Annotated in this window: 17 protein-coding genes and 2 pseudogenes; 11 read left to right on the top strand and 8 right to left on the bottom strand. The window is 72.2% G+C overall.

From position 1 onward, the window contains the following. Positions 1 to 4 precede the first annotated feature (4 nt). The 3 genes from IE318_RS10870 to IE318_RS10860 form a co-directional block, all read right to left on the bottom strand. Positions 5 to 2044, bottom strand: a complete 2040-nt coding sequence (locus tag IE318_RS10870) for a beta-galactosidase (protein WP_189899082.1) — start codon at positions 2042 to 2044, stop codon at positions 5 to 7. Positions 2045 to 2202: 158 nt separating this feature from the next. Next, positions 2203 to 3477, bottom strand: a complete 1275-nt coding sequence (locus tag IE318_RS10865; protein WP_189899081.1) for a hypothetical protein — start codon at positions 3475 to 3477, stop codon at positions 2203 to 2205. A gap of 136 nt (positions 3478 to 3613) precedes the next feature. Beyond that, positions 3614 to 4267 carry a maleylpyruvate isomerase N-terminal domain-containing protein gene (locus IE318_RS10860; RefSeq protein WP_189899079.1) on the bottom strand — a complete coding sequence of 218 codons (654 nt, stop codon included), beginning with the start codon at positions 4265 to 4267 and terminating at the stop codon, positions 3614 to 3616. 196 nt (positions 4268 to 4463) lie between these two features. Between IE318_RS10860 and IE318_RS10855 the strand changes: the two genes are divergently transcribed. Further along, a complete protein-coding gene (locus IE318_RS10855; protein ID WP_189899077.1) occupies positions 4464 to 5588 on the top strand; it encodes a lipid II:glycine glycyltransferase FemX in 1125 nt (374 codons plus the stop codon). A gap of 60 nt (positions 5589 to 5648) precedes the next feature. After that, on the top strand, positions 5649 to 6998 hold the full coding sequence (locus tag IE318_RS10850) for an MFS transporter (protein ID WP_189899068.1): 1350 nt from the start codon (positions 5649 to 5651) through the stop codon (positions 6996 to 6998). Between the two features lie 10 nt (positions 6999 to 7008). Here IE318_RS10850 and IE318_RS44810 read toward each other — a convergent pair whose 3' ends face one another. Next, on the bottom strand, positions 7009 to 7320 hold the full coding sequence (locus IE318_RS44810; RefSeq protein ID WP_229903441.1) for a hypothetical protein: 312 nt from the start codon (positions 7318 to 7320) through the stop codon (positions 7009 to 7011). Positions 7321 to 7440: 120 nt separating this feature from the next. Between IE318_RS44810 and IE318_RS10845 the strand changes: the two genes are divergently transcribed. Next, the gene (locus tag IE318_RS10845; RefSeq protein WP_229903440.1) at positions 7441 to 8409 is read left to right on the top strand and encodes a GlxA family transcriptional regulator; all 969 of its coding nucleotides are present in this window, start codon (positions 7441 to 7443) and stop codon (positions 8407 to 8409) included. On the opposite strand, the gene IE318_RS10840 is transcribed toward IE318_RS10845, so the two are convergent. Continuing rightward, positions 8399 to 8695: a glycoside hydrolase family 18 protein gene (locus tag IE318_RS10840; protein WP_229903439.1), complete on the bottom strand. Its 297-nt coding sequence runs from the start codon at positions 8693 to 8695 to the stop codon at positions 8399 to 8401. The genes IE318_RS10845 and IE318_RS10840 overlap by 11 nt on opposite strands. A 355-nt stretch (positions 8696 to 9050) precedes the next feature. Between IE318_RS10840 and IE318_RS44805 the strand changes: the two are divergent. The 3 genes and pseudogenes from IE318_RS44805 to IE318_RS10830 form a co-directional block, all read left to right on the top strand. Then, positions 9051 to 9506 (top strand): annotated as a pseudogene (locus tag IE318_RS44805) (carbohydrate binding domain-containing protein); the annotation flags it as partial. 138 nt (positions 9507 to 9644) lie between these two features. Continuing rightward, positions 9645 to 10655, top strand: coding sequence for a right-handed parallel beta-helix repeat-containing protein (locus IE318_RS44800; protein ID WP_373311147.1), 1011 nt, complete (start codon positions 9645 to 9647; stop codon positions 10653 to 10655). Positions 10656 to 10703: 48 nt separating this feature from the next. Next, entirely contained in the window at positions 10704 to 11345 is a 642-nt protein-coding gene (locus tag IE318_RS10830) for an ATP-binding protein (protein WP_189899061.1), read from the top strand. A 12-nt stretch (positions 11346 to 11357) separates the two neighbouring features. Here IE318_RS10830 and IE318_RS10825 read toward each other — a convergent pair whose 3' ends face one another. Further along, positions 11358 to 12473 carry a PP2C family protein-serine/threonine phosphatase gene (locus IE318_RS10825; RefSeq protein ID WP_189899059.1) on the bottom strand — a complete coding sequence of 372 codons (1116 nt, stop codon included), beginning with the start codon at positions 12471 to 12473 and terminating at the stop codon, positions 11358 to 11360. Between the two features lie 209 nt (positions 12474 to 12682). On the opposite strand from IE318_RS10825, the gene IE318_RS10820 reads away from it, so the two are divergent. Together IE318_RS10820 and IE318_RS10815 are read left to right on the top strand one after the other, a co-directional pair. Beyond that, the gene (locus IE318_RS10820) at positions 12683 to 13213 is read left to right on the top strand and encodes a DUF488 domain-containing protein (RefSeq protein ID WP_189899057.1); all 531 of its coding nucleotides are present in this window, start codon (positions 12683 to 12685) and stop codon (positions 13211 to 13213) included. A 157-nt stretch (positions 13214 to 13370) separates the two neighbouring features. Beyond that, positions 13371 to 14579, top strand: coding sequence for a bifunctional class I SAM-dependent methyltransferase/NUDIX hydrolase (locus IE318_RS10815; protein ID WP_189899054.1), 1209 nt, complete (start codon positions 13371 to 13373; stop codon positions 14577 to 14579). On the opposite strand, the gene IE318_RS10810 is transcribed toward IE318_RS10815, so the two are convergent. Beyond that, positions 14574 to 15584: a DNA polymerase Y family protein gene (locus tag IE318_RS10810; RefSeq protein ID WP_189899052.1), complete on the bottom strand. Its 1011-nt coding sequence runs from the start codon at positions 15582 to 15584 to the stop codon at positions 14574 to 14576. The two genes, IE318_RS10815 and IE318_RS10810, sit on opposite strands and share 6 nt — an antisense overlap. Before the next feature lie 70 nt (positions 15585 to 15654). Then, a pseudogene (locus IE318_RS10805) lies at positions 15655 to 15780 on the bottom strand (SDR family oxidoreductase); the annotation flags it as partial. 99 nt (positions 15781 to 15879) lie between these two features. On the opposite strand from IE318_RS10805, the gene IE318_RS10800 reads away from it, so the two are divergent. From IE318_RS10800 to IE318_RS10790, 3 genes are all read left to right on the top strand, one after another. Further along, positions 15880 to 16170, top strand: a complete 291-nt coding sequence (locus IE318_RS10800; protein ID WP_229903438.1) for a hypothetical protein — start codon at positions 15880 to 15882, stop codon at positions 16168 to 16170. Positions 16171 to 16407: 237 nt separating this feature from the next. After that, on the top strand, positions 16408 to 17436 hold the full coding sequence (locus IE318_RS10795) for a LacI family DNA-binding transcriptional regulator (protein WP_189899048.1): 1029 nt from the start codon (positions 16408 to 16410) through the stop codon (positions 17434 to 17436). Positions 17437 to 18244: 808 nt separating this feature from the next. Further along, positions 18245 to 18794 (top strand): glycoside hydrolase family 6 protein (locus tag IE318_RS10790; protein ID WP_308438563.1); only part of this gene is annotated, 550 nt, incomplete at its 3' end.

Raw genomic sequence — 18794 nt, 5'->3', positions numbered from 1 at the left:
TGCTTCACGGCGTGGTGAGGACGGCCGCTCCGGCCCCGGGCAGGGTGATCCGGTCCGAGGGGGCCGTCCCCTGAGCGAGGAGGTCGGTCATCGGCTCCGGCAGGCTCACCTCGGCGGGCTCGGCACCGTGGTTGAGGAGGAAGAGGAACCGCCCGCCGTCGCCCTCGCGGACGGTCGCCTGGACCTGGGCGGGAAGCCCGGGGAGCACCGGGCCGACGCCGGCGGTACGGCACACCTCGTCCGTCACCGCGCGCATGGCCCGCGGCTCCGGACGCGTGGCGACGTACCACGCGCTGCCCGCGCCGTACCGGTTGCGGGTGACGGCGGGCCGTCCGGCCAGGGGTCCGGAGTCGAACTCGGCGGCGGTCTGCGCACCTTCGGTCACCACCTCCTCCGACCACAGGTCCGCGTGTGCGACGGTGCCGTCCTCGAGCCGCACCCGCACCGTGCCGTTCTCGGGCAGCGGCCAGAACTCCTCGACGCGCACGCCCAGCGCCTCGCGCAGCGGCTCGGGGTATCCGCCCAGGTGGACGCGGTCGCAGTCGTCGACGATGCCGGAGAAGAACGAGACGAGCAGGTGCCCGCCGTCGCGCACGTAGTCGGTCAGCCGCCGGGCGTCGGGCTCGCTCAGCAGGTAGAGGTTGGGCACGACGACCAGGCGGTAGCCGGACAGATCGCGGTCGGGCGGTACGACGTCGCAGGTGATGCCCGCCTCGAACAGCGGCCGGTAGTGGGCGAGGTTGATCTCCATCTGGTCCAGGGCGGTCGACGGGTGCGAGTCGAGTTCCAGCGCCCACCAGCTGTTCCAGTCCATGACCAGGGCGACGTCGGCCGTGCAGCGCGACCCGGCGATCCGCGGCACCGAGGCCAGCTCCCGGCCCAGTTCCCGCACCTCGCGGAAGATACGGGTCTCGGTGCCGCCGTGCGGGACCATCGCCGAGTGGAACTTCTCGGCCCCGCCCCGGGACTGCCGCCACTGGAAGTACAGCACCGCGTCCGCGCCCTGGGCCACCGCCTGCCAGCTCCACAGCCGCATCCGGCCGGGCGGCTTGGGGCCGTTGCGGTCGCGCCAGTTGACCGCACCGGGCGCCTGCTCCATCAGCATCCACGGCTCGCCGCCGCGGGCGGAGCGGGTGACGTCGAAGGCGAAGCCGGCCGCGATGTGGGTGTCGTCGCTGTGCGGGTCCTGGTAGACGTCGACCGAGGCGACGTCCTCCTCGGCGGCCCAGCGGAAGGAGTCGACCGGCTTGTGCACACCGATGAAGTTGGTGGTCACCGGGACGTCGGGGGTGACCCGGCGCAGCACCTCCTTCTCGGCGAGGTAGCACCGCAGCAGCGCGTCGTCGCTGAAGCGGGCGAAGTCCAGCTGCTGGGCGGGGTTGGGGAAGGTGGGCGCCAGGCGCGGCGGCAGGACCTCGTCGAAGGTGTCGTAGCGCTGGGACCAGAACGCCGTCGACCAGGCGTTGTTGAGCGCCTCGACGGTGTCGTAGCGGTCGCGGAGCCAGCGCCGGAAGTCGGCGGCGGACTCCTCGCACCAGCACATGGGGGTGTGGCAGCCGTACTCGTTGCCGATGTGCCACATCTCCAGCGCGGGGTGGTCGGCGTACCGGGTGGCGAGCCGCTCGACGAGGCGGGTGGCGTACCGGCGGTAGACGGGGCTGGAGGGGCAGTAGTGCTGCCGCCCGCCGGGCCACATGAGCCGGCCGTCGGCGGTCCGCGGCAGGATCTCGGGGTGCAGCCGGGTGAGCCAGGGCGGCGGCGAGGCGGTCATGGTCGCCAGGCAGACGGCCACCTGCGCGCCGGCGAGGTTGTCCATGACCCGGTCGAACCAGGCGAAGTCGTACTCGCCCGGTCTCGGTTCGACCTTCGCCCAGGAGAATATGCCGGCGGTCACCATGGTGACGCCCGCCTCCTTCATCAGGGCGATGTCCTCGGACCACACCTCCTCAGGCCACTGCTCAGGGTTGTAGTCGCCGCCGAAGGCGATGCCGGCGGGGCGCAGGCGCCGCCGGGAGTCGATTGCTACCGCGTCAGTGAGTCGCACGCCGGTCAGTCTCGGAGCGACGGCGCACCGCGTCAAGATATTTGCATAATTAATTGATAACTGAGCGCCCTCAGGGCCCTCGCCGCGCACAGGAAGGCCGCCCCGACGGCGCGCGCGGAAGGGTATCCCGTACGCGCCCCGGGGCGGCCCTCGTTCCGTTACGAACCGTCGGCGTGGACCGCGTAGACGTAGCGCTTGCCCGCGTACTCGCTGACGTTCCAGATCACGGACTCGCTGTAGGCCCAGCCGGCGGCGGCGCTGCTGTGGTAGCTGAGGTCCTCGCAGCCGATGCCCAGGTCGCAGACCGTGGTCGCGCTCGAGGCACCGGAGTCGAAGGTGCGCAGCGCGCCCTTCGTGGACGGTCCGGCGCTCACCGAGAGGTAGTGCTTGCTGCCGCGCGAGACGACGCCCTGGATCTTCTGCTGGGCGACGGTGACGGCCTCCGACGCGGTGAGCGAGGCCGGCAGCCGGTCGGTGTAGTCGAGGTTCCAGCGGACCACCTTGGGCGTGGTCGTGGCGACGCCCGTGCCGCTGAAGGCGCCGTCCGTGTAGCTGACGGTGCCGGACGTGGAGTACTCGCTGATCACCAGGCTGTCGGGGGTGCCGGCGCGGTCGAGCCCGATCGTGGTGTAGCGCAGGTACTTTCCCGCGTTGTCGTAGGCGTGGCTCTGCGGCAGGACGTACTGGTACCCGTAGCCGTAGTAGTTCCCGTCGGTGTGCAGACCGCACACGTCCACACCGGTGGCGACCGTGAGGAGGGTGTTGAGGTCGAACACCCTCAACCCCTTGTAGGTGTCGACGACATAGAGCAGGTCGCCGTACCACATGATGCCGCCGGCGTGCTTGCGGATGGGGTTGAACGAGTACTCCCCGCTGCCGGTCCTGACCGGCTCGACCAGGAGGACGTGCCGGTACGTCGGAGTGGAGGCGGTGGTGTAGTCGACGAACGTGAGGCGGATGCCCTTGTCGACCGCGTACTCGTCGACGCCGTCGCCGTCGGGGTCGGTCTCGAAGTACCAGGAGACGAGCACGACCTTCTTGCTGCCGCCCGAGGGGTAGAGCCCGTCGCCGTAGGCGTCCGCGCTGGTCGTGACGCCCTGCGGGATCCAGTACTCGACCGCCTGGTCGCCGCCGTCCCAGGTGAACCCGGTCGAGAACGCCTCGACGGTGCCGGGGGCGCTGCCGAGGTGGGTGGCGTTGCGGTTGGTGGCGGCGATGACGGCGGCCGCGTCCACCGTGGGCAGCTTGGCCGCCAGGCCGGCGGTCAGGTCGGCGAACTCCCCGTAGCTGTTGCCGGATCGGCTGGTGAGGGCGAACTGGCCCGCGTCGATGGTGGCCGCCTCGGCGACGGTGGGAGTCAGCAGGGCGCCGGCGGCGGAGACGAACGGCGCGGCGGCCAGGCCCTTGAGAATCCCTCTTCGTGTCATGCTCATGAAAACGAAGCTATGAGCACGAGATCACGTGGCACAATCCCGCCCGCCCTGACGCGGGGCAGATCTTCGCTGTCGTTCCACAGACGTTCATCCGTCGGCCGATCAGCCGAGGACCGGCGAGAGCCTCACGGCCGGATCAGCCGAGGACGAGCGGCAGCCTCGCGGCCAGTTCGCCCAGTTCGGCCTTCTCCGCCGCGCCGGGGCTGCGCCGTCCGGTGCCGATCAGCAGCACGTCCGTGTCAGAGAAAGACGCGGGGAACACGGCACCCGCGATCCTCTCCAGCAGCTCGCGCGACCGGGCGAGCCCCTCGGCGGGCGGTGGCGCCGCGTCCGGAAGGTGCGCGATCAGGTCGAGGTGGTGCAGCGTCCATTCCAGGACGTACGCGCCGAGGTAGTCGCCGGCGGTGAGCACCTGGTCCTGGGTCGACACCCGGAGCGCTGGATCGGCGAGTCCGGCGGCGCGTCCGGCGGCCGAACCGACGTCGTCGAGGTGGAACTTGAGCAGCCACGGCTCCTCGTACGCGGCGGCCAGGCGGACGATCAGCGCGTCGAGCGGGTCGTCGCCGGTCGGGGCCTCGACGAGGTTCCAGTAGGTCACCGCGTCCCTCGTCGGCTCCGTCTCGGCGGGGGTGACGAGGGTGATCAGGACGTCCTGGGCGTCGATGACCAGATGGCACACCAGGTCCCGTACGAGCCAGCCGGTACAGCCGGACGGCCGCGCGAAGTCCTCGTCGGCGAGTTCGGCGACCGCGGTGCGCAGCGCCGCCCAGGAGCGCGAGAAGAGATCCACGGCCGCAAGCTAGCAGCGCCTGATGGTGCGTCGCGAACGGATTTCCCCCGCGCACACCGCCGTCGGCCGGCCGCGCGGCACCTGTGCTTCCTGTGCGCCGACACGGTGTGCGCGAGACACGGGAATGTGCGGCACGGCTCATAGGCTGGTGCACCGGGAAAGGCCCTGGGGAGCAGGCGAGCAAAGGAGCAGGCGCATGAGCCCTCGCCTGAAGGCGATCACCCGCGAGGAGCATCTGGCCTTCGTCGCGGCGCAGCCGTCGGTGAGTCATATGCAGGTTCCCTCATGGGGCGATGTGAAGCCGGACTGGCGGGCGGAGAGCCTGGGCTGGTTCGGCGAGGACGGCCGTCTCGTCGGGGTGGGGCTGGCGCTGCTGCGGCCGTTGCCGAAGCTGAAGCGGTACCTCGCCTATCTGCCGGAGGGACCCGTCATCGACTGGTCCGCGCCGGATCTGGAGGGGTGGCTGGAGCCGATGCTGAGTCACCTCAAGGGGCTGGGCGCGTTCTCGGTGAGGATGGGGCCGCCCGTGGTGACCCGCCGCTGGAGTGCCGAGGTGGTCAAGGCCGCGATCGCAGCCCCCGGGGCCCGCCGGCTCCGGGACGTGGAGGCCACCACGCGGGAGCCGCGGGCCTTCGACATCGCCGAACGGCTGCGCCGGACGGGCTGGCGGCAGAACGAGCCCGGCGCCGAGGACGGCTTCGCCGCGGGCCAGCCGCGCCACGTCTTCCAGGTCCCGTTCGCCGGGCGGTCGCTGGAGGATATCCACCAGGGCCTCAACCAGCAGTGGCGCCGCAACATCAAGAAGGCGGAGAAGGCCGGCGTCAAGGTCGTCCAGGGCGGCTACGAGGACCTGCCCGCCTTCCACGCCCTGTATGTCGAGACGGCCGAGCGGGACCGGTTCGTCCCGCGCCCGCTGGGCTACTTCCAGCGCATGTGGACCGCGCTGCGAGCCGAGGACCCCGACCGCATGCGTCTCTACCTCGCCCACCACGAGGGGGATGTCCTCGCCGCCGCCACCATGCTGACCGTCGGGGAACACGTCTGGTACTCCTACGGCGCCTCGACCGGCCGCCGCCGCGACGTCCAGCCGAACAACGCGATCCAGTGGCGGATGATGTCCGACGCCCACGAACTCGGGGCGAAGGTCTACGACTTCCGCGGCATCACCGACACCCTGGACGAGGACAACCACCTCCTGGGACTGCTCCGGTTCAAGGTCGGCACCGGAGGCGAGGCCGTCGAGTACCTCGGCGAGTGGGACTACCCGCTCAACAGGGTCCTGCACAGGGCCCTCGGCCTCTACATGTCCCGGCGACGCTGAGTCCCCCGCACAGGGAACAGTTCGGCGGGGGCCGAAACGCGGCGGCCCTACGGTGTGCGCATGCGGTACGTCACGGAGCATCAACGCACACGAGCCCCTGACCAGGACGGACACGCCGCCGTGTCCGTACCGGAGGAGCCGGGCCGTTCGCAGGGGCCTTTCCTGACCGTGGCCACGGCGTTGTTCCTGCTGCTGGCCGGGGCCAATCTGCCCACCCCGCTGTACGCGGTCTACCAGCAGCGGTTCGGCTTCTCCGCCGAGGTGCTGACGCTGGTCTTCGCCACCTACGCGGTGGTGCTCGTCCCGACCCTGCTGGTCTTCGGCCGGCTGTCCGACCGGCTGGGCCGCCGGCGGGTGATCGTCGCCGGCCTGGGCGCGGCAGCGGTCGCCGCGGCGCTGTTCGCCGCCGCCGAGGGCACCGCGTGGCTGTTCGCGGCGCGCGCGATGCAGGGCCTGGCGCTCGGCATGGTCAGCGGCGGGGCCAACGCCGGCCTGGTGGAACTGGAGCCCCGGCACGACGCACGGCGTGCGGCGCTGCTGGCCACGCTCGCCCAGACCGGCGGCTGCGCGGCCGGGCCGCTGGCCGCCGGGATGCTGGCGCAGTGGGCGCCGGCCCCGCGCACACTGTGCTTTCTGGTCGGGCTGACCGCGACGGTGGCGATCGCGCTGGGCGTGCTGGCGATCCCGGAACCGGCGCGCGGCACGCGGGACCGCGTCACGGAACCGGCGCGCGGCAGGCGGAGCCGCCGGCGGATCCAGCGCCCTGGTGTGCCCCGGGCCATCCGCGGTTCCTTCGCCCGGGTGGCACTGACCGCGGCCGTGGTGTGGGCGGTCGCCGCGCTCTTCCTGTCCGTGGTGCCCTCCTACGTGGGCTCGCTGCTGGGCACGCACGACCTCGCACTGCTCGGTGCGATCACCGCGGTGATGCTGGCGGCCTCCTGCGCGGCGCAGCTCGCCTCCCGGTCCGGCATACGGCCGGCGACGTCCCAGGCCGGCGGGCTGATCCTGCTGGCGGCGGGGCTGCTCGCCCTGGTCGCGGCCTTCCCGGCGCACTCACTGGCGCTGGTCCTGGTGGGTGCGGTGCTGGCCGGCTGCGGCCACGGCGCGGGTTTCCTCGGCGCCCAGGGCGAGCTGAACCGATGCGTGCCCGGGGACCGGCGCGGCGAGGTGACCGCCGCCTTCTACACCTGCGTCTACACCGGGGTCGCGGTGACGTCGATCGGCGTGGGGCTGATCGCCCGAGCGGTCTCGCTCTCCGCGGCCGTGGCCCTGTTCGCCGCCGTGATCGGCGCGACGGCCCTGGCCACCGCCTGCCGGCACCTCCGCGCACGCCGTCGGCACCTGGATGTGGCCGCTCGCGGCCACGGTCTTCCGCTCCCGGACACCTGCCGCTCGAACACTCCCCAGTAGGCGCGTCCGGTCACTTGCTGTCCTTGCGTTCCACGACCAGGATCCGGGCCTCGGGGACGGGATGGGCCACGTGTGCGTCGCCCGGCTCGACGCAGCAGACGCGCCCGGGCACGAGCCGTTCGACGTGCTCCGCCCCGTCCTTGCGGTAGTGCATGTCGACGGCGCCGTCGAGGACCACGAAGATCTCCGGCCCGTCGTTGACGTGCCAGACGTAGGGCCGGTCGGTCCAGTGCAGGCGCACGGTCGCCTGGTCGAGTTCCACCAGGTCCAGGGCGCCCCAGGGGCGGTCGGCGGTGTGGTGTGCGGCATCGAGGAAACGCATGGGACGGCTCCTGTGCGAGGGACGGAAACGGTCAAGGCCCCTGCGGGGGCGGCTCCACTCTCGCCCGGCCGGACGGACGCGACCAGTGGCAGCAATGCCGACTTACGTAAGATTGCTGCCATGCATCGTGCGGTCCATCATGTGGTGGCTCTCGCCCTTCCCCGGGTGGTCGCCTTCGACCTGGCCATACCCGCGCAGATCTTCGGCGGTCCGGGGGCACCGGACGGCTACCGGTTCACGCTCTGCGCCCCCGTCCCGGGCCCGGTGGCGACGACGACCGGCTTCGACCTCGTCGCACCCCACGGCCTGGAGGCGCTCGCCGAGGCGGACACGGTGGTCGTACCCGGCTATCTGCCGCTGACCCGGCCGCCGCGGGAGGTCACCGACGCCCTGCGCGCCGCCGCGGCCCGCGGTGCGCGGACCGTGTCGGTGTGCACAGGGGCGTTCACGCTCGCGGCCGCCGGGCTGCTGGACGGGCGGCGGGCCACCACGCACTGGATGGACGCGGACGAACTGGCCCGCCGCCACCCGGAGGTGGACGTCGACGCCGACGTGCTCTACACCGACCAGGCTCCCGTGCTCACCAGCGCCGGTTTCACCGCCGGGATCGACCTGTGCCTTCACCTGGTGCGCGAGGACCACGGCGCCGAGGCCGCGGCCGGGCTGGCCCGCCGTCTCGTCGTGCCCGCGCACCGGGAGGGCGGGCAGGCCCAGTATCTGCACCGCGCCATGCCCGCGCCGGGCACGGGCATGGCACCGGTGTGCGACTGGGCGCTCGAGCGCCTGCACGAGCCGCTGACGGTGGCCGACCTTGCGCGGCGGGCCGCCGTCTCGCCCCGTACCTTCGCCCGGCGCTTCACCGACGAGACCGGCACCACGCCGCTGCGCTGGCTCACCGCGCAACGCCTCCACAAGGCCCGGAGCCTGCTGGAGACCACGGACCTCCCCGTCGAGGACATCGCCCGGCTGTGCGGCCTGGACACGGCCACCAACCTCCGTCTCCACCTGGCCCGGGACGCGGGCACCACTCCCACGGGTTACCGGCGCGCCTTCCGCGGGCGTTCCCCGCGCGGTCGGGTCAGCCGGTGAAGGCGGCGAACATCTTGGAGAACTGGTACGGCGTCTGCGTGATGTCGGTGCACTTCGACAGGCCGCCGGTGCAGGCGTTGGCGTCGCGGGTCATCTCCCAGAACGCCGGCTCGCCGAGGTGGTTCTGCTGCGCGAAGGAGATCAGCTGCTGGGCGTCGGACAGGCCGAACACCTCGGAGGCGTTGTCGTTCTGGCCCAGCATCGGGGTGACGCCGACCTTCGCCCAGGCCTGACCGGACGTCAGCTCCGGCCAGACGGACCGGATCTGCGCGTGCGTGGGTGACACGCCTCATGGGCGAGTCCTCCTCGGCGGCGGGGCGGCGCGGCGGGACCGCGCCGGTGTGTGGGGTGAACAAACGGGTGATCAAACGCGCACCTCAGCTTGGTCCAGACCAATTGTCGGCGTCAAGAGACGCGTCGAAAGCGTTTCGACGAGCGCAGGCAGGGCCAACCGCGCCTCTCTCGCACGGTGTTCGCGTCGGCCGCCCGATGCCCGGATCCGACCGTTCCGCCGTGTGCGCGAAGCCTTGACGCGACCATTGGTCTAGTCCAGATTGGGAACTCCGCTCCCGCAGTCCCCGCTGTCCCCACCGCTCGCACGGAACCGAGCCCCGCCCACCGCCTCTCTCAGGAGTCCTGCCGTGACACGCACCAAGGGCCCCGCCCCGCTACGGCACCCCCGGCGCCGCGCCGTGAGCGCGGGAGCCGTCCTCGCCCTCACCGCCGGCGCGGCGTTCCTCGTGCTCCCGGGAACCGCCGCGAACGCCGCCGAGCCCATCGCGAACGGCGGGTTCGAGACCGGGGACCTCAGCGGTTGGTCCTGCCCGGGGGATTCGCACGCCGACGGCGGCGCGCCGCACTCCGGCGGATACGCCCTCGCCTCCGCCCCCACCGGTCAGGACATCGCGCCCTGCGCCCAGACGGTCCAGGTCCGGCCGGGAGCGTCGTACGTGCTGCGGGCCTGGGTGAAGGGCGGTTACGTCCGGCTCGCCGCGACCGGCACCGGGGTGGACGCCGCGAACTGGACCGCATCGGCGGACTGGACGCAGCTGACCACCCCCTTCACCGCCGGGCCCGGCACCACTCAGGTGACCGTCACGGTGAGCGGCTGGTACGGCACCGGAGTGATCACGGCGGACGACGTGTCACTGGCCGAGACGGCGCCGGGCACGGCGTCACCGACGGCCTCCGCGACAGCGTCGCCGTCACCGTCCCCCACGGCCTCCCCCACCACCGTGCCCACGACCCCACCGCCGACGACCACCGCACCGCCCACGACCCCACCGCCGACGACCACCGCACCGCCCACGACCCCACCGCCTCCGACGACGACTCCGGCCACGACTCCGCCTCCGGGCTCCGGCGACACCGTCCGGGTGACCAACGGCAAGGAGCTGAAGGCGGCGCTCGCCTCGGCCGTACCCGGCCGGACCATCCAGCTCGCCGACGGCACCTACTCGGGCAACTTCGACGCCACCGTGTCCGGCGCCGCCGACCGCCGGATCACCCTCGTCGGCTCGCCCGGTGCCGTCCTGGTGCCCCCGACCGGCGGCGGCTACGTCCTGCACCTGGACCAGGCGAGCTACTGGACCGTCCAGGGCATGACGCTGACGGGCGGTCAGAAGGGCATCGTGGTCGACTCCTCCGACCACGTCGTGATCGACTCCGTCACGGTCCACCACCTCACGATGGAAGGGGTGCACTTCCGCTCCTCCAGCAGCTACGGGATCCTGCGGAACTCCACGATCCACGACACCGGCACGGCCGGGGACGGCAAGGGCGAGGGCGTCTACGTCGGCACCGCCAACACCCTCACCGACCGCAGCGACCATGTGCAGATCCTGGACAACGTCATCGGCCCGCGCATCGGCGGCGAGAACATCGACCTCAAGGAAGGCACCAGCGCGGGCCTGGTCTCGGGCAACACCTTCTACGGCGACGGCCTGACGGGCCGTAACTACGACGACTCCTGGGTCGACGTCAAGGGCAACGACTACGTCATCGAGCACAACACCGGAACCGCCACCACCAAGGACGGCTACCAGACGCACAGCCAGCAGCCCGGCTGGGGCTGCCGCACGGTGTTCCGCGGCAACGATTCCGACCTCACCGGCGCGACCGGCAGCGACCGCTACGCCTTCGACATCACGAACTACGACCCCGCGTCCTGCCCGGTGACGATCACCACCGACAACACCGTGAAGGGCGGCGACGGGCTGACCAACCCCGGCATCCCGATCGGCTGACGCACCCCTGCCGGCCACCTCCGGTGAAGGACCCTCGGGAGGGTACCGATGTCCGCGATCACAGACGTTCACGACCCGCGCCGCCGCACGGCACGCGCCTGTACGGAGCCACGCGACACGCGGGCCCCCCGGCAGCCGGAGGACGCGCCGCACGCCCCCGACGACCGCGAGCGGCCGGAGTCGCACGACACCGAGGTGCCCCGGCAGCCGGAGCGCGCGCCGTACGCCTCCGGCGCCCCGGCGGCCGGCCGTCCGCCCTCCGTGTGTGCCGACTGCGACCTGGGCATCGGCCGGCACGTGCATCTCCACCTCCGGCCGGTGGCGGCCGAGCTGGGCCGGGTGCGTACGGCGGTGGGCGCGGCCCTGGCCTCGTGGGGCTGCCCGTCCGAGACCGTCGACGACGGCCGGCTGATCGTCAGCGAGCTGGTCGGCAACGCGATCAGGCACGCGCCCGAGGCGTGGATCACGCTGAACCTGATGCAGATCGGTGACCGCCTGCTGGTGGAGGTGACGGACGGCGCCTCGGCGCGGCCCGTCGTCCGGCGCGCCGGCCTCGAGGAGGAGCAGGGTCGTGGGATGCACCTGGTCCAGGCGATCGCGTCGGCCTGGGGCGCGCGCCGGGACGGCCCCGGCCGGAAGACCACGTGGTGCACCCTCCCCGTCGACAGGACCGGGCCGGAGGGCCGGTGATCGCCGAGGCCCTCATACGGCGGTGCGCGGTTCGTGCGCATGCCTGAGAGCCACGATCGCCGCGTCGTCGCCGAGCGCTCCGGAGCAATGGGTCAGCAGATCACGTCGGATGCGCTGGACAAGGGCCTCGGGACTGCTTCTCGTCCACAGTCCGACGCGTTCCTGGAGCGGATAGAAGTCCCGGTTGGGGTCGCGCGCCTCCAGCACGCCGTCGGTGTACAGGAGGAGTGTGTCGCCGGCCTGGAACGTGAACGGGTACGAGACGTAGGCCTCCGGCCGCAGCGCGTGCAGGCCCAGCGGGGGTGCCGGGTGGGGGCTGACGACCTCCGTCACCTGGCCTCTGTGGATCAGGAGCGGCGGCGGGTGACCGCAGTCGATCATCCGGGCCATCGGGCCGTGGTCGGGGATCTCCAGCAGCAGCGCGGTGACGAAGTGCTCCAGGGCCTCCTCGTCCGCCTCGGGGAACTGGGCGTGGTACCGGCGGACACTGCCGTCCAGCGCCTCGGCGAGCGCCGGCAGCGTGGGGTGATGGTGGGAGGCCTCCTGGAACGCGCCCAGCAGCATGGCCGCCTGGCCGATCGCGCCCAGCCCCTTGCCCCTGACATCCGCGATGATCAGGCGCGCGCGGTGGTCGGCATGGGTCACCGCGTACAGATCACCGCCGATGCGGGCCTCCCGCTCGGCGGCCAGGTACGAACACGCGAGGTGCAGGGGGCCGAGACGGTGCGGCAGCGGGCGCAGCAGCGCCCGCTGCGCGGCTTCGGAGACCGACCGCACCTGGGCCAGCTCCTCCTTGCGCCGGTCACGGACGAAGCAGACGAAGACGATGAAGATCGACAGGATCGCCAGGGCGACGATCTGCGCGATGTGATTCGCGGTGGCCAGACCGCCGTGGAGCACGGCGATGAGGACCTGGGCCCCCACCGCGAGTGCCCCGATCAGTCCGGTCGTCCGGGGACCGCCGAACGAGGCGGTGATGGCGGGGGCCACGACGAGCAACGGTCCGAGGTGGATGGTCTCCGGCGAGTGGATGTCCACCACGGTGATCACTACGACCAGCCCGACGGGAATCGCCACCAGCGCATGGCTGGAGCGCCACAGCTCCCGCACACGGGTGAGGTACCGCATGTCTCCAATGTGCCCCATCCCCGCGACCTCGTCCGGCCCGGCTGGGCCGGTGGGACCACCGGACCGCCGACCGCCGGGCGAGGCGGGTCCGGCCGGGGCGGCCGGGGTGGCCGGGTGGCAGGGTTGGCCGGGTTGGCCGGGTTGGCCGGGTTGGCCGGGTTGGCCGGCCGATCGTGCCGACCGGGGAGAACCGGACGAGCATAAGGAGGATGACGAACCGCATCTGTACGGTGGGGCATTCGACTCGGGACTTCGGCGACATGCTGGAGATGCTGCGGAACAACGGGATCACCTGCCTCGTCGATGTGCGTTCGTACCCCTCTTCGCGCAAGTTCCCGCAGTGGAACCAGCCGGCGATCATCGACGCGCTGCCGCCCGACATCGCCTACCGGTGGATCCCGAAACTGGGCGGCCGGCGCCACACCCCCAAGGGCGTACCGAGTGAGAACGGCGCATGGCGGGTCAAGGCCTTCCGCGACTACGCCGACTACATGGCCACCGACGAATTCGCCGAGGGCCTGAACGAACTGCTCGAACTGGCCGGACACGAACGGCCCGCGATCATGTGCAGCGAGGCGGTGCCCTGGCGCTGCCACCGCAGGCTGATCACCGACGCGCTGATCGTCGCGGGCGCCGAGGTCGTGAACATCATGTCGCCCACCACGACGAAGCCCGCCGCACTGGACAAACGCGCGCGCGTCCAGGACGGCCGTCTCACCTACCCGCCTGAACCCTCCTGATGCCGGGGCGGTCACCGAGGAGCGTGTGCCGCGACGGTTTCAGCCGTGCGGTCGCGTGGCATCGCACCGGCCCTGGTGACGCCGGGTGGTATCCGTGGGAGCATCGCGGATCGGCCGGCGGACGCGTTCCGCACGTCCTCCGGAGAGGCGGTGCCCCATGGCAGGCGACGGCAGCGTGACGGCACACCCCGACGGTGAACAGAGCTGGACCGTCTACGGCCGGCGACAGCTGGACCGCGGGTACTCGCCCCCCGTACCCGATCGCATCGACTGGGGATTCTGGCCCGGCGTGGGCCCGGGAGCCGAGGTGCTCGGAGACATCCGCGGCAAGCGGATCCTCGACATCGGATCCGGTCCCGGGGTGCACGCCGTCCACCTGGCCCGCGAGTACGGCGCCCGCGTGGACGGCGTCGACCTGTCCCCCACCCAGCACCAGCGGGCGCTGAACGAGCACGGAACGGAGCCAGGAGTCCGCTTCCTGTGCGGGGACGCGGCAGAGCACCTGCGCCGCGCGAAGCCGTACGAGGCCGCCTACGGCCTCCGTACCTTCGGCTGCGTCGATCCGCACCACCTGCTGCCGGCGCTGCGGGACAACCTGGCCGACGGTGCGCCCCTCGTCTTCTCCGCCCTGCACACCGACGCCGAGGGCCGGGGACCGTACGGCGAGGTGGCACCACGCCGGCAGTTGATCCGGCTGCGCGACGAGGAACCCATCCCCACCCGGATGTGGGTGCTCACTCCGCGGCTCTGGGCGGATCTCCTGTCCGACCACGGTTTCCGGGTGGAGGCGATCGAACTGCTCACCGCGCCTGACGACGGCGATCCCGTGGTCGTCCAGCTCGTCCAGGCCCGGCGCCGCCCCCGCACCGGCCCGTCGCACGTGACCAGCCGCCCGCGGAGTCGGCGCCCACCCACACCGCACGCCGCGATCGGTGTCGGCGCCATCGTGTTCGGCGAGCACGGCCTGCTGCTGGGACGGCACCGGCACGGCACCTGGGAGCTGCCCGGCGGCACCGTCGAACCCGGGGAGTCCCTGGAGGAGACCGTCGTACGCGAACTCGCGGAGGAGACCGGGCTCATGGCACGGCCCGAGGACGTGACTCTGCTCGGCACACTCGTCGACCATGTCGAGGACGTCGTACGCGTCACCGTCGGCGCCGTTGTCTCGGCGTGGCAGGGCGAGCCCTCCGACCAGCCGGACGAGAAGGTGGGCGGCTGGCGGTGGTGGCCCCTGGACGCGCTGCCGCACGGGCTGTTCGTGTGCAGTGCCCAGATCCTCACGGCCTGGCGCTCCGACGTGCCGCCCATCGACCACGCCCCCGCGCACTTCACCCCCTACGCCCCCGGCCGGTCCGGCGCCTCATGAGACCCGGCGGAACACGGCGGCCGGACCGATCGCGCCGGGGCCGAACCTGTCGCGGATGCGGTCCATGGTCTCCTCGGCTGCCAGGCGTGCCTCGCGGGCATGGTCGAGGCTGATCTGCCGGGCGACCTGGCCGGCGTCGGCGAGGTCCTCGGCCTTGAGGGCGATGCCGGTCAGGCGTCCGCGCTGCAGGCCGGCCGCGTCCATCAGCCGGTAGGCCGCCGTGCGCAGGTCGTCGTCGTGTGCGGACGGCTCCGTGAGGCGGCGGGTCTTCTCCCAGGAGGTGCCGTCGGCGAACCTCAGGGCCAGGGTCAGGGCGCGGGCGGCCTGGTCGCGCCTGCGCAGCAGCACGCCCAGCCGTACGACCAGGCCGAGCAGGGCGGCGCGGACCTCGGCGCCGTCGAGGGTGTGCTGGGGGAAGGTGCGGCGGACCGCGGCGGCAGCGGGCGGGGCCTGGGGGACGACGGGGCGGGGGTCGATGCCTCGGGACCGGTCCGCGGCCTCCCGGCCGGCCCGGCCGCCGAGCAGGCGCTGCACGAGGGCCGGGGGTACCGCGGCGAGCAGGCCGACGGTGTGGATGCCGTAGTCGTGCAGGGCCTCGGCCTGGCGGGGGCCGATGCCGTGCAGGGCGTCCACGGGCAGGGGCGCCAGCCAGTCGGTGACCTGGTCGGCGGCGACGGCCAGGACGCCGCCGGGCTCCGGTGTCCGAGCGGACGCGGTGGCCGCCACGGTGATCGAGGGGCCGATGCCGACGCGGACGTCCATCCCGAGCCGGGAGACGGTGCGGATCCGCAGGATCTCGCCCAGCCCGCGGGCGTCCGTGCCGTGGTAGCGAAGCGCACCCTTCAGTTCCACCAGTGCCGCCGCCGGCGGCAGCGCCCGCACCACCGGGGACAGGTCCGCCAGCTGTTCCAGGACCTGCCGGTAGAGCTCTTCGGGAAGGTGGTCCGGGCAGCGCACATGCATCACCGTCGGCTGGCCTCGTCCCGATGCTGCCGCCGCGCTCATCCCGGTCACCTCCCGCACACCCTCCAGATTATCGAACGATAAATCGAACATGCGAGGGTGCCGGGCGACATCAGTGGGCGGTGAAGCCACCGTCGACGGGGAGAGCCGTGGCGGTGACGAAGCCGGCGCCAAGGCTGCACAGCCACAGGACGGCTGCTGCGACCTCGTCCGCCCTCCCCAATCGACCGATGGGCTGTTCCTCGAGGATCCGGACCATGGCTTCGGCCTGGTTCTGAACCGTGTGCGCCGCCACTCCCGCGGGCGCAAGGTCGTCCATCACCCGGCCGTCGGCAGGATGGACCTCGCGTACGACGACTTCGCGCTGCCCGGCGACCCGCACGTCTCCATCACCACCTACACCGCCGATCCCGGTACGCCCAGTGCTGAGGGTCTCACCCTGCCGGCGATCTGGGCCGACACAGAAGCAGCCGCGGGATCATCAACGACGAGGCACGCCGCACCCGCCCCCGACATCCTCAGCTGTTCGCTCTCCTCGGCCGGTCACCTCCCGCCCGTCGTGGTCGACCGGGACGGCACGTCCACGGCCTGTGGCTCCGCTGCGATCCGCCCCCTTCGAGGCGCATGAACCCATGCCCCCCTCCGTTATGCGGCGTTCTCGGTCCACCGACTCGATCGGTCCTCCGCCAAGTGAAGCGCTCGGTCCCGTCGGCGCGGTCGGTGGACGAGCTTTGGGAGCGCTCCCATGGGAGCGCTCCCAGTAGGCATAATGACGGTCCACCGTTCCCGGGTGGGATGTCAAGGGAACGAACGCTGCGAATCGTTTCGACTGACGATTCGTCAACCCCGGTGAGGATGGGCGCGGATGAGTGCGGGAGGACGGCGCGGCGGCCGGCCGACGCTGGAGATGGTCGCCGAACGGGCCGGCGTCGGGCGGGGCACGGTCTCGCGTGTGATCAACGGTGCCCCCCATGTGAGTCCCCAGGCTCGGGCGGCCGTGGAGGAGGCGATCGCGGAGCTGGGGTACATACCCAACCGTGCCGCACGGGCGCTCGCCGCGGACCGCACGGACGCGATCGCCCTGGTCATCCCCGAGCCCGAGACCCGGCTCAGCGCCGAGCCGTTCTTCCTGGACGTGCTGCGCGGAGTGAGCGCGGAACTGGCCGACACGGACATGCAGTTGCTGCTCATGCTCATCCGCACCCCCCAGGAGCGGCGGCGGCTGGCCCAGCACCTGGAGGCCGGCAGGGTCGACGGTGTGCTGCTGGTGTCGGTGCACGAGGGCGCTCCGCTGCCCGATCTGCTGGAACGGCTGGGGGTGCCGACGGTGCTGAGCGGGCGGCGGTCGGAACGGGAGCGGATGTCGTACGTCGACGCCGACAACGTCGGCGGCGCGCGGTCCGCGACGGAGCACCTGCTCGGGCGGGGACGCCGGACCGTCGCCACCATCACCGGGCCGCTGGACATGTACGCCGCCCGCTGCCGCCTGGACGGCTACACCCAGGCGATGGACGCCGCGGGCCACGGCGTGGACGTGTCACTCGTCGCCCACGGCGACTTCACGGAGGAGGGCGGCCGCGCCGCCATGCGGGAGCTGCTGGAGCGGCACCCCGGCATCGACGCCGTCTTCGCGGCCTCCGACGTCATGGCCGGCGGCGCCCTGCACGTCCTGCGCCAGACGGGGCGGCGCGTGCCCGATGACGTGGCGCTGGTCGGCTTCGACGACTCGACGGTCGCCCGGCACTCGGACCCACCGCTGTCGAGCGTCAGACAGCCGACGGAGGAGATGGGCCGCACCATGGCGCGGGTGCTGCTGGAGGAGATCGAGTCCCGTACCACCGTCCGGCGCCACGTGGTGCTGTCCACGGATCTGGTGCTGCGCGAATCCACCTGAGCACGAAGGCCCCGCGTCCACCCGCAAACCGGTCCGGCAGCCGCCGCTCGCGACGGGTGCCGAGGGCCCAACAGCCCATGTCACAGGGCCTGTTCACGCGGTGCGCCCGGGGCCGACCGCCCCGGGCGTCGAAATGTTGCGTGAACACGCTGTTACGCCATGTTTCCGTCAACCCTCTTCCCACCGGTGTCAGGGCTTGTTATTTTCCTCAGCGCATTGGGAGCGCTCCCACACCAACGGGGTTTCCCTCCACGGGAGTTGCCGCTTGCGGCAGCCGGTGGGGGGATCCGTCCGGAACGTCCGGACAGGGCGGCGCTCCCGGCGCAGGTACCACCGCACTCGAAGGGCACCGGTTGCAGGGGCGCGCAACACGGGGTCTTCGAGGAGCGCATCGTCAGTGAGCACGGGGCACTTCAGCGGACAGGAGGTACTGGCACACCGGCGGCCGGCAGATCGCGGCCCCGAGCGACATGAGACCGGCGACCACGGCCACCCCATCGATCCCGCCGGCACCACCACGGCGACGGTGCACGCAGGCGGCACCAGCGCCGCCGGCGGCCGAATCCGACAGACCTCTCGGGTGCGCGAGGTCCTCCCGCTCCCGCACCCGAGGGACGGACCTCCCACAGCCGATTCCCGCACAGGGGCAGGACGTCACCTGCCCATGCTCCCCCTCCCCCGTTGCCGGGCACACCAGCGGCGCCCGGCGACCAGCCCGCACACGGCGCGGTGTGTCGCGGCTCCACCGGCGCGCGGTGTCACGCAAGGCCCCACCACGCGTCAGAAACTCCACGGAAGGAAGCCATCGGTGAAGAAGCTCCAACGCCCCTCCAGATCGCGGCTCAACCGCAGTCTCTCGGTGCTCTCGGCCCTCGCCCTCGGCTCGGCGCTGGCCGTGGCGCTCGCGCCGCAGTCCGCCTCTGCCGCCACCCGGGTCGACAACCCGTACGTGGGCGCCAAGGGGTACGTGAACCCGGAGTGGTCCGCGCACGCTGCGGCGGAGCCCGGAGGCAGCGCGGTCGCCAACACGCCGACGGCGGTCTGGCTCGACCGCATCGCCGCGATCAACGGCGTCAACGGCGGCATGGGCCTGCGCGACCACCTCGACAAGGCGGTGTCGCAGGGCGCCAACCTGATCACGCTGGTGATCTACGACCTGCCCGGACGCGACTGCTCGGCCCTCGCCTCCAACGGCGAGCTCGGACCCACCGATATCGACAAGTACAAGACCGACTACATCGACCCGATCGCGTCGATCCTGTCGGACGCGAAGTACGCGAACCTGCGGATCGCCACCGTCATCGAGCCCGACTCGCTGCCCAACCTGGTCACCAACGCCGGCGGCACCGCGGGCAGCA

The organism is Streptomyces spiralis, assembly GCF_014654675.1.
Classification (GTDB): Bacteria; Actinomycetota; Actinomycetes; order Streptomycetales; family Streptomycetaceae; genus Streptomyces; species Streptomyces spiralis.
The sequence above is the reverse complement of the archived record's forward strand: the minus strand, read 5'-3'. Positions and strand labels throughout refer to the sequence as shown.

Excerpts from the sequence above, each read along its gene's own strand:
- IE318_RS10865 (WP_189899081.1), bottom strand. The coding sequence starts at position 3,477 with ATGAGCATGACACGAAGAGGGATTCTCAAGGGCCTGGCCGCCGCGCCG.
- IE318_RS10855 (WP_189899077.1), top strand. The coding sequence starts at position 4,464 with ATGAGCCCTCGCCTGAAGGCGATCACCCGCGAGGAGCATCTGGCCTTC.
- IE318_RS10850 (WP_189899068.1), top strand. The coding sequence starts at position 5,649 with ATGCGGTACGTCACGGAGCATCAACGCACACGAGCCCCTGACCAGGAC.
- IE318_RS44810 (WP_229903441.1), bottom strand. The coding sequence starts at position 7,320 with ATGCGTTTCCTCGATGCCGCACACCACACCGCCGACCGCCCCTGGGGC.
- IE318_RS10845 (WP_229903440.1), top strand. The coding sequence starts at position 7,441 with ATGCATCGTGCGGTCCATCATGTGGTGGCTCTCGCCCTTCCCCGGGTG.
- IE318_RS10830 (WP_189899061.1), top strand. The coding sequence starts at position 10,704 with ATGTCCGCGATCACAGACGTTCACGACCCGCGCCGCCGCACGGCACGC.
- IE318_RS10825 (WP_189899059.1), bottom strand. The coding sequence starts at position 12,473 with ATGCGGTACCTCACCCGTGTGCGGGAGCTGTGGCGCTCCAGCCATGCG.
- IE318_RS10820 (WP_189899057.1), top strand. The coding sequence starts at position 12,683 with ATGACGAACCGCATCTGTACGGTGGGGCATTCGACTCGGGACTTCGGC.
- IE318_RS10815 (WP_189899054.1), top strand. The coding sequence starts at position 13,371 with ATGGCAGGCGACGGCAGCGTGACGGCACACCCCGACGGTGAACAGAGC.
- IE318_RS10810 (WP_189899052.1), bottom strand. The coding sequence starts at position 15,584 with ATGAGCGCGGCGGCAGCATCGGGACGAGGCCAGCCGACGGTGATGCAT.
- IE318_RS10800 (WP_229903438.1), top strand. The coding sequence starts at position 15,880 with ATGGACCTCGCGTACGACGACTTCGCGCTGCCCGGCGACCCGCACGTC.
- IE318_RS10795 (WP_189899048.1), top strand. The coding sequence starts at position 16,408 with ATGAGTGCGGGAGGACGGCGCGGCGGCCGGCCGACGCTGGAGATGGTC.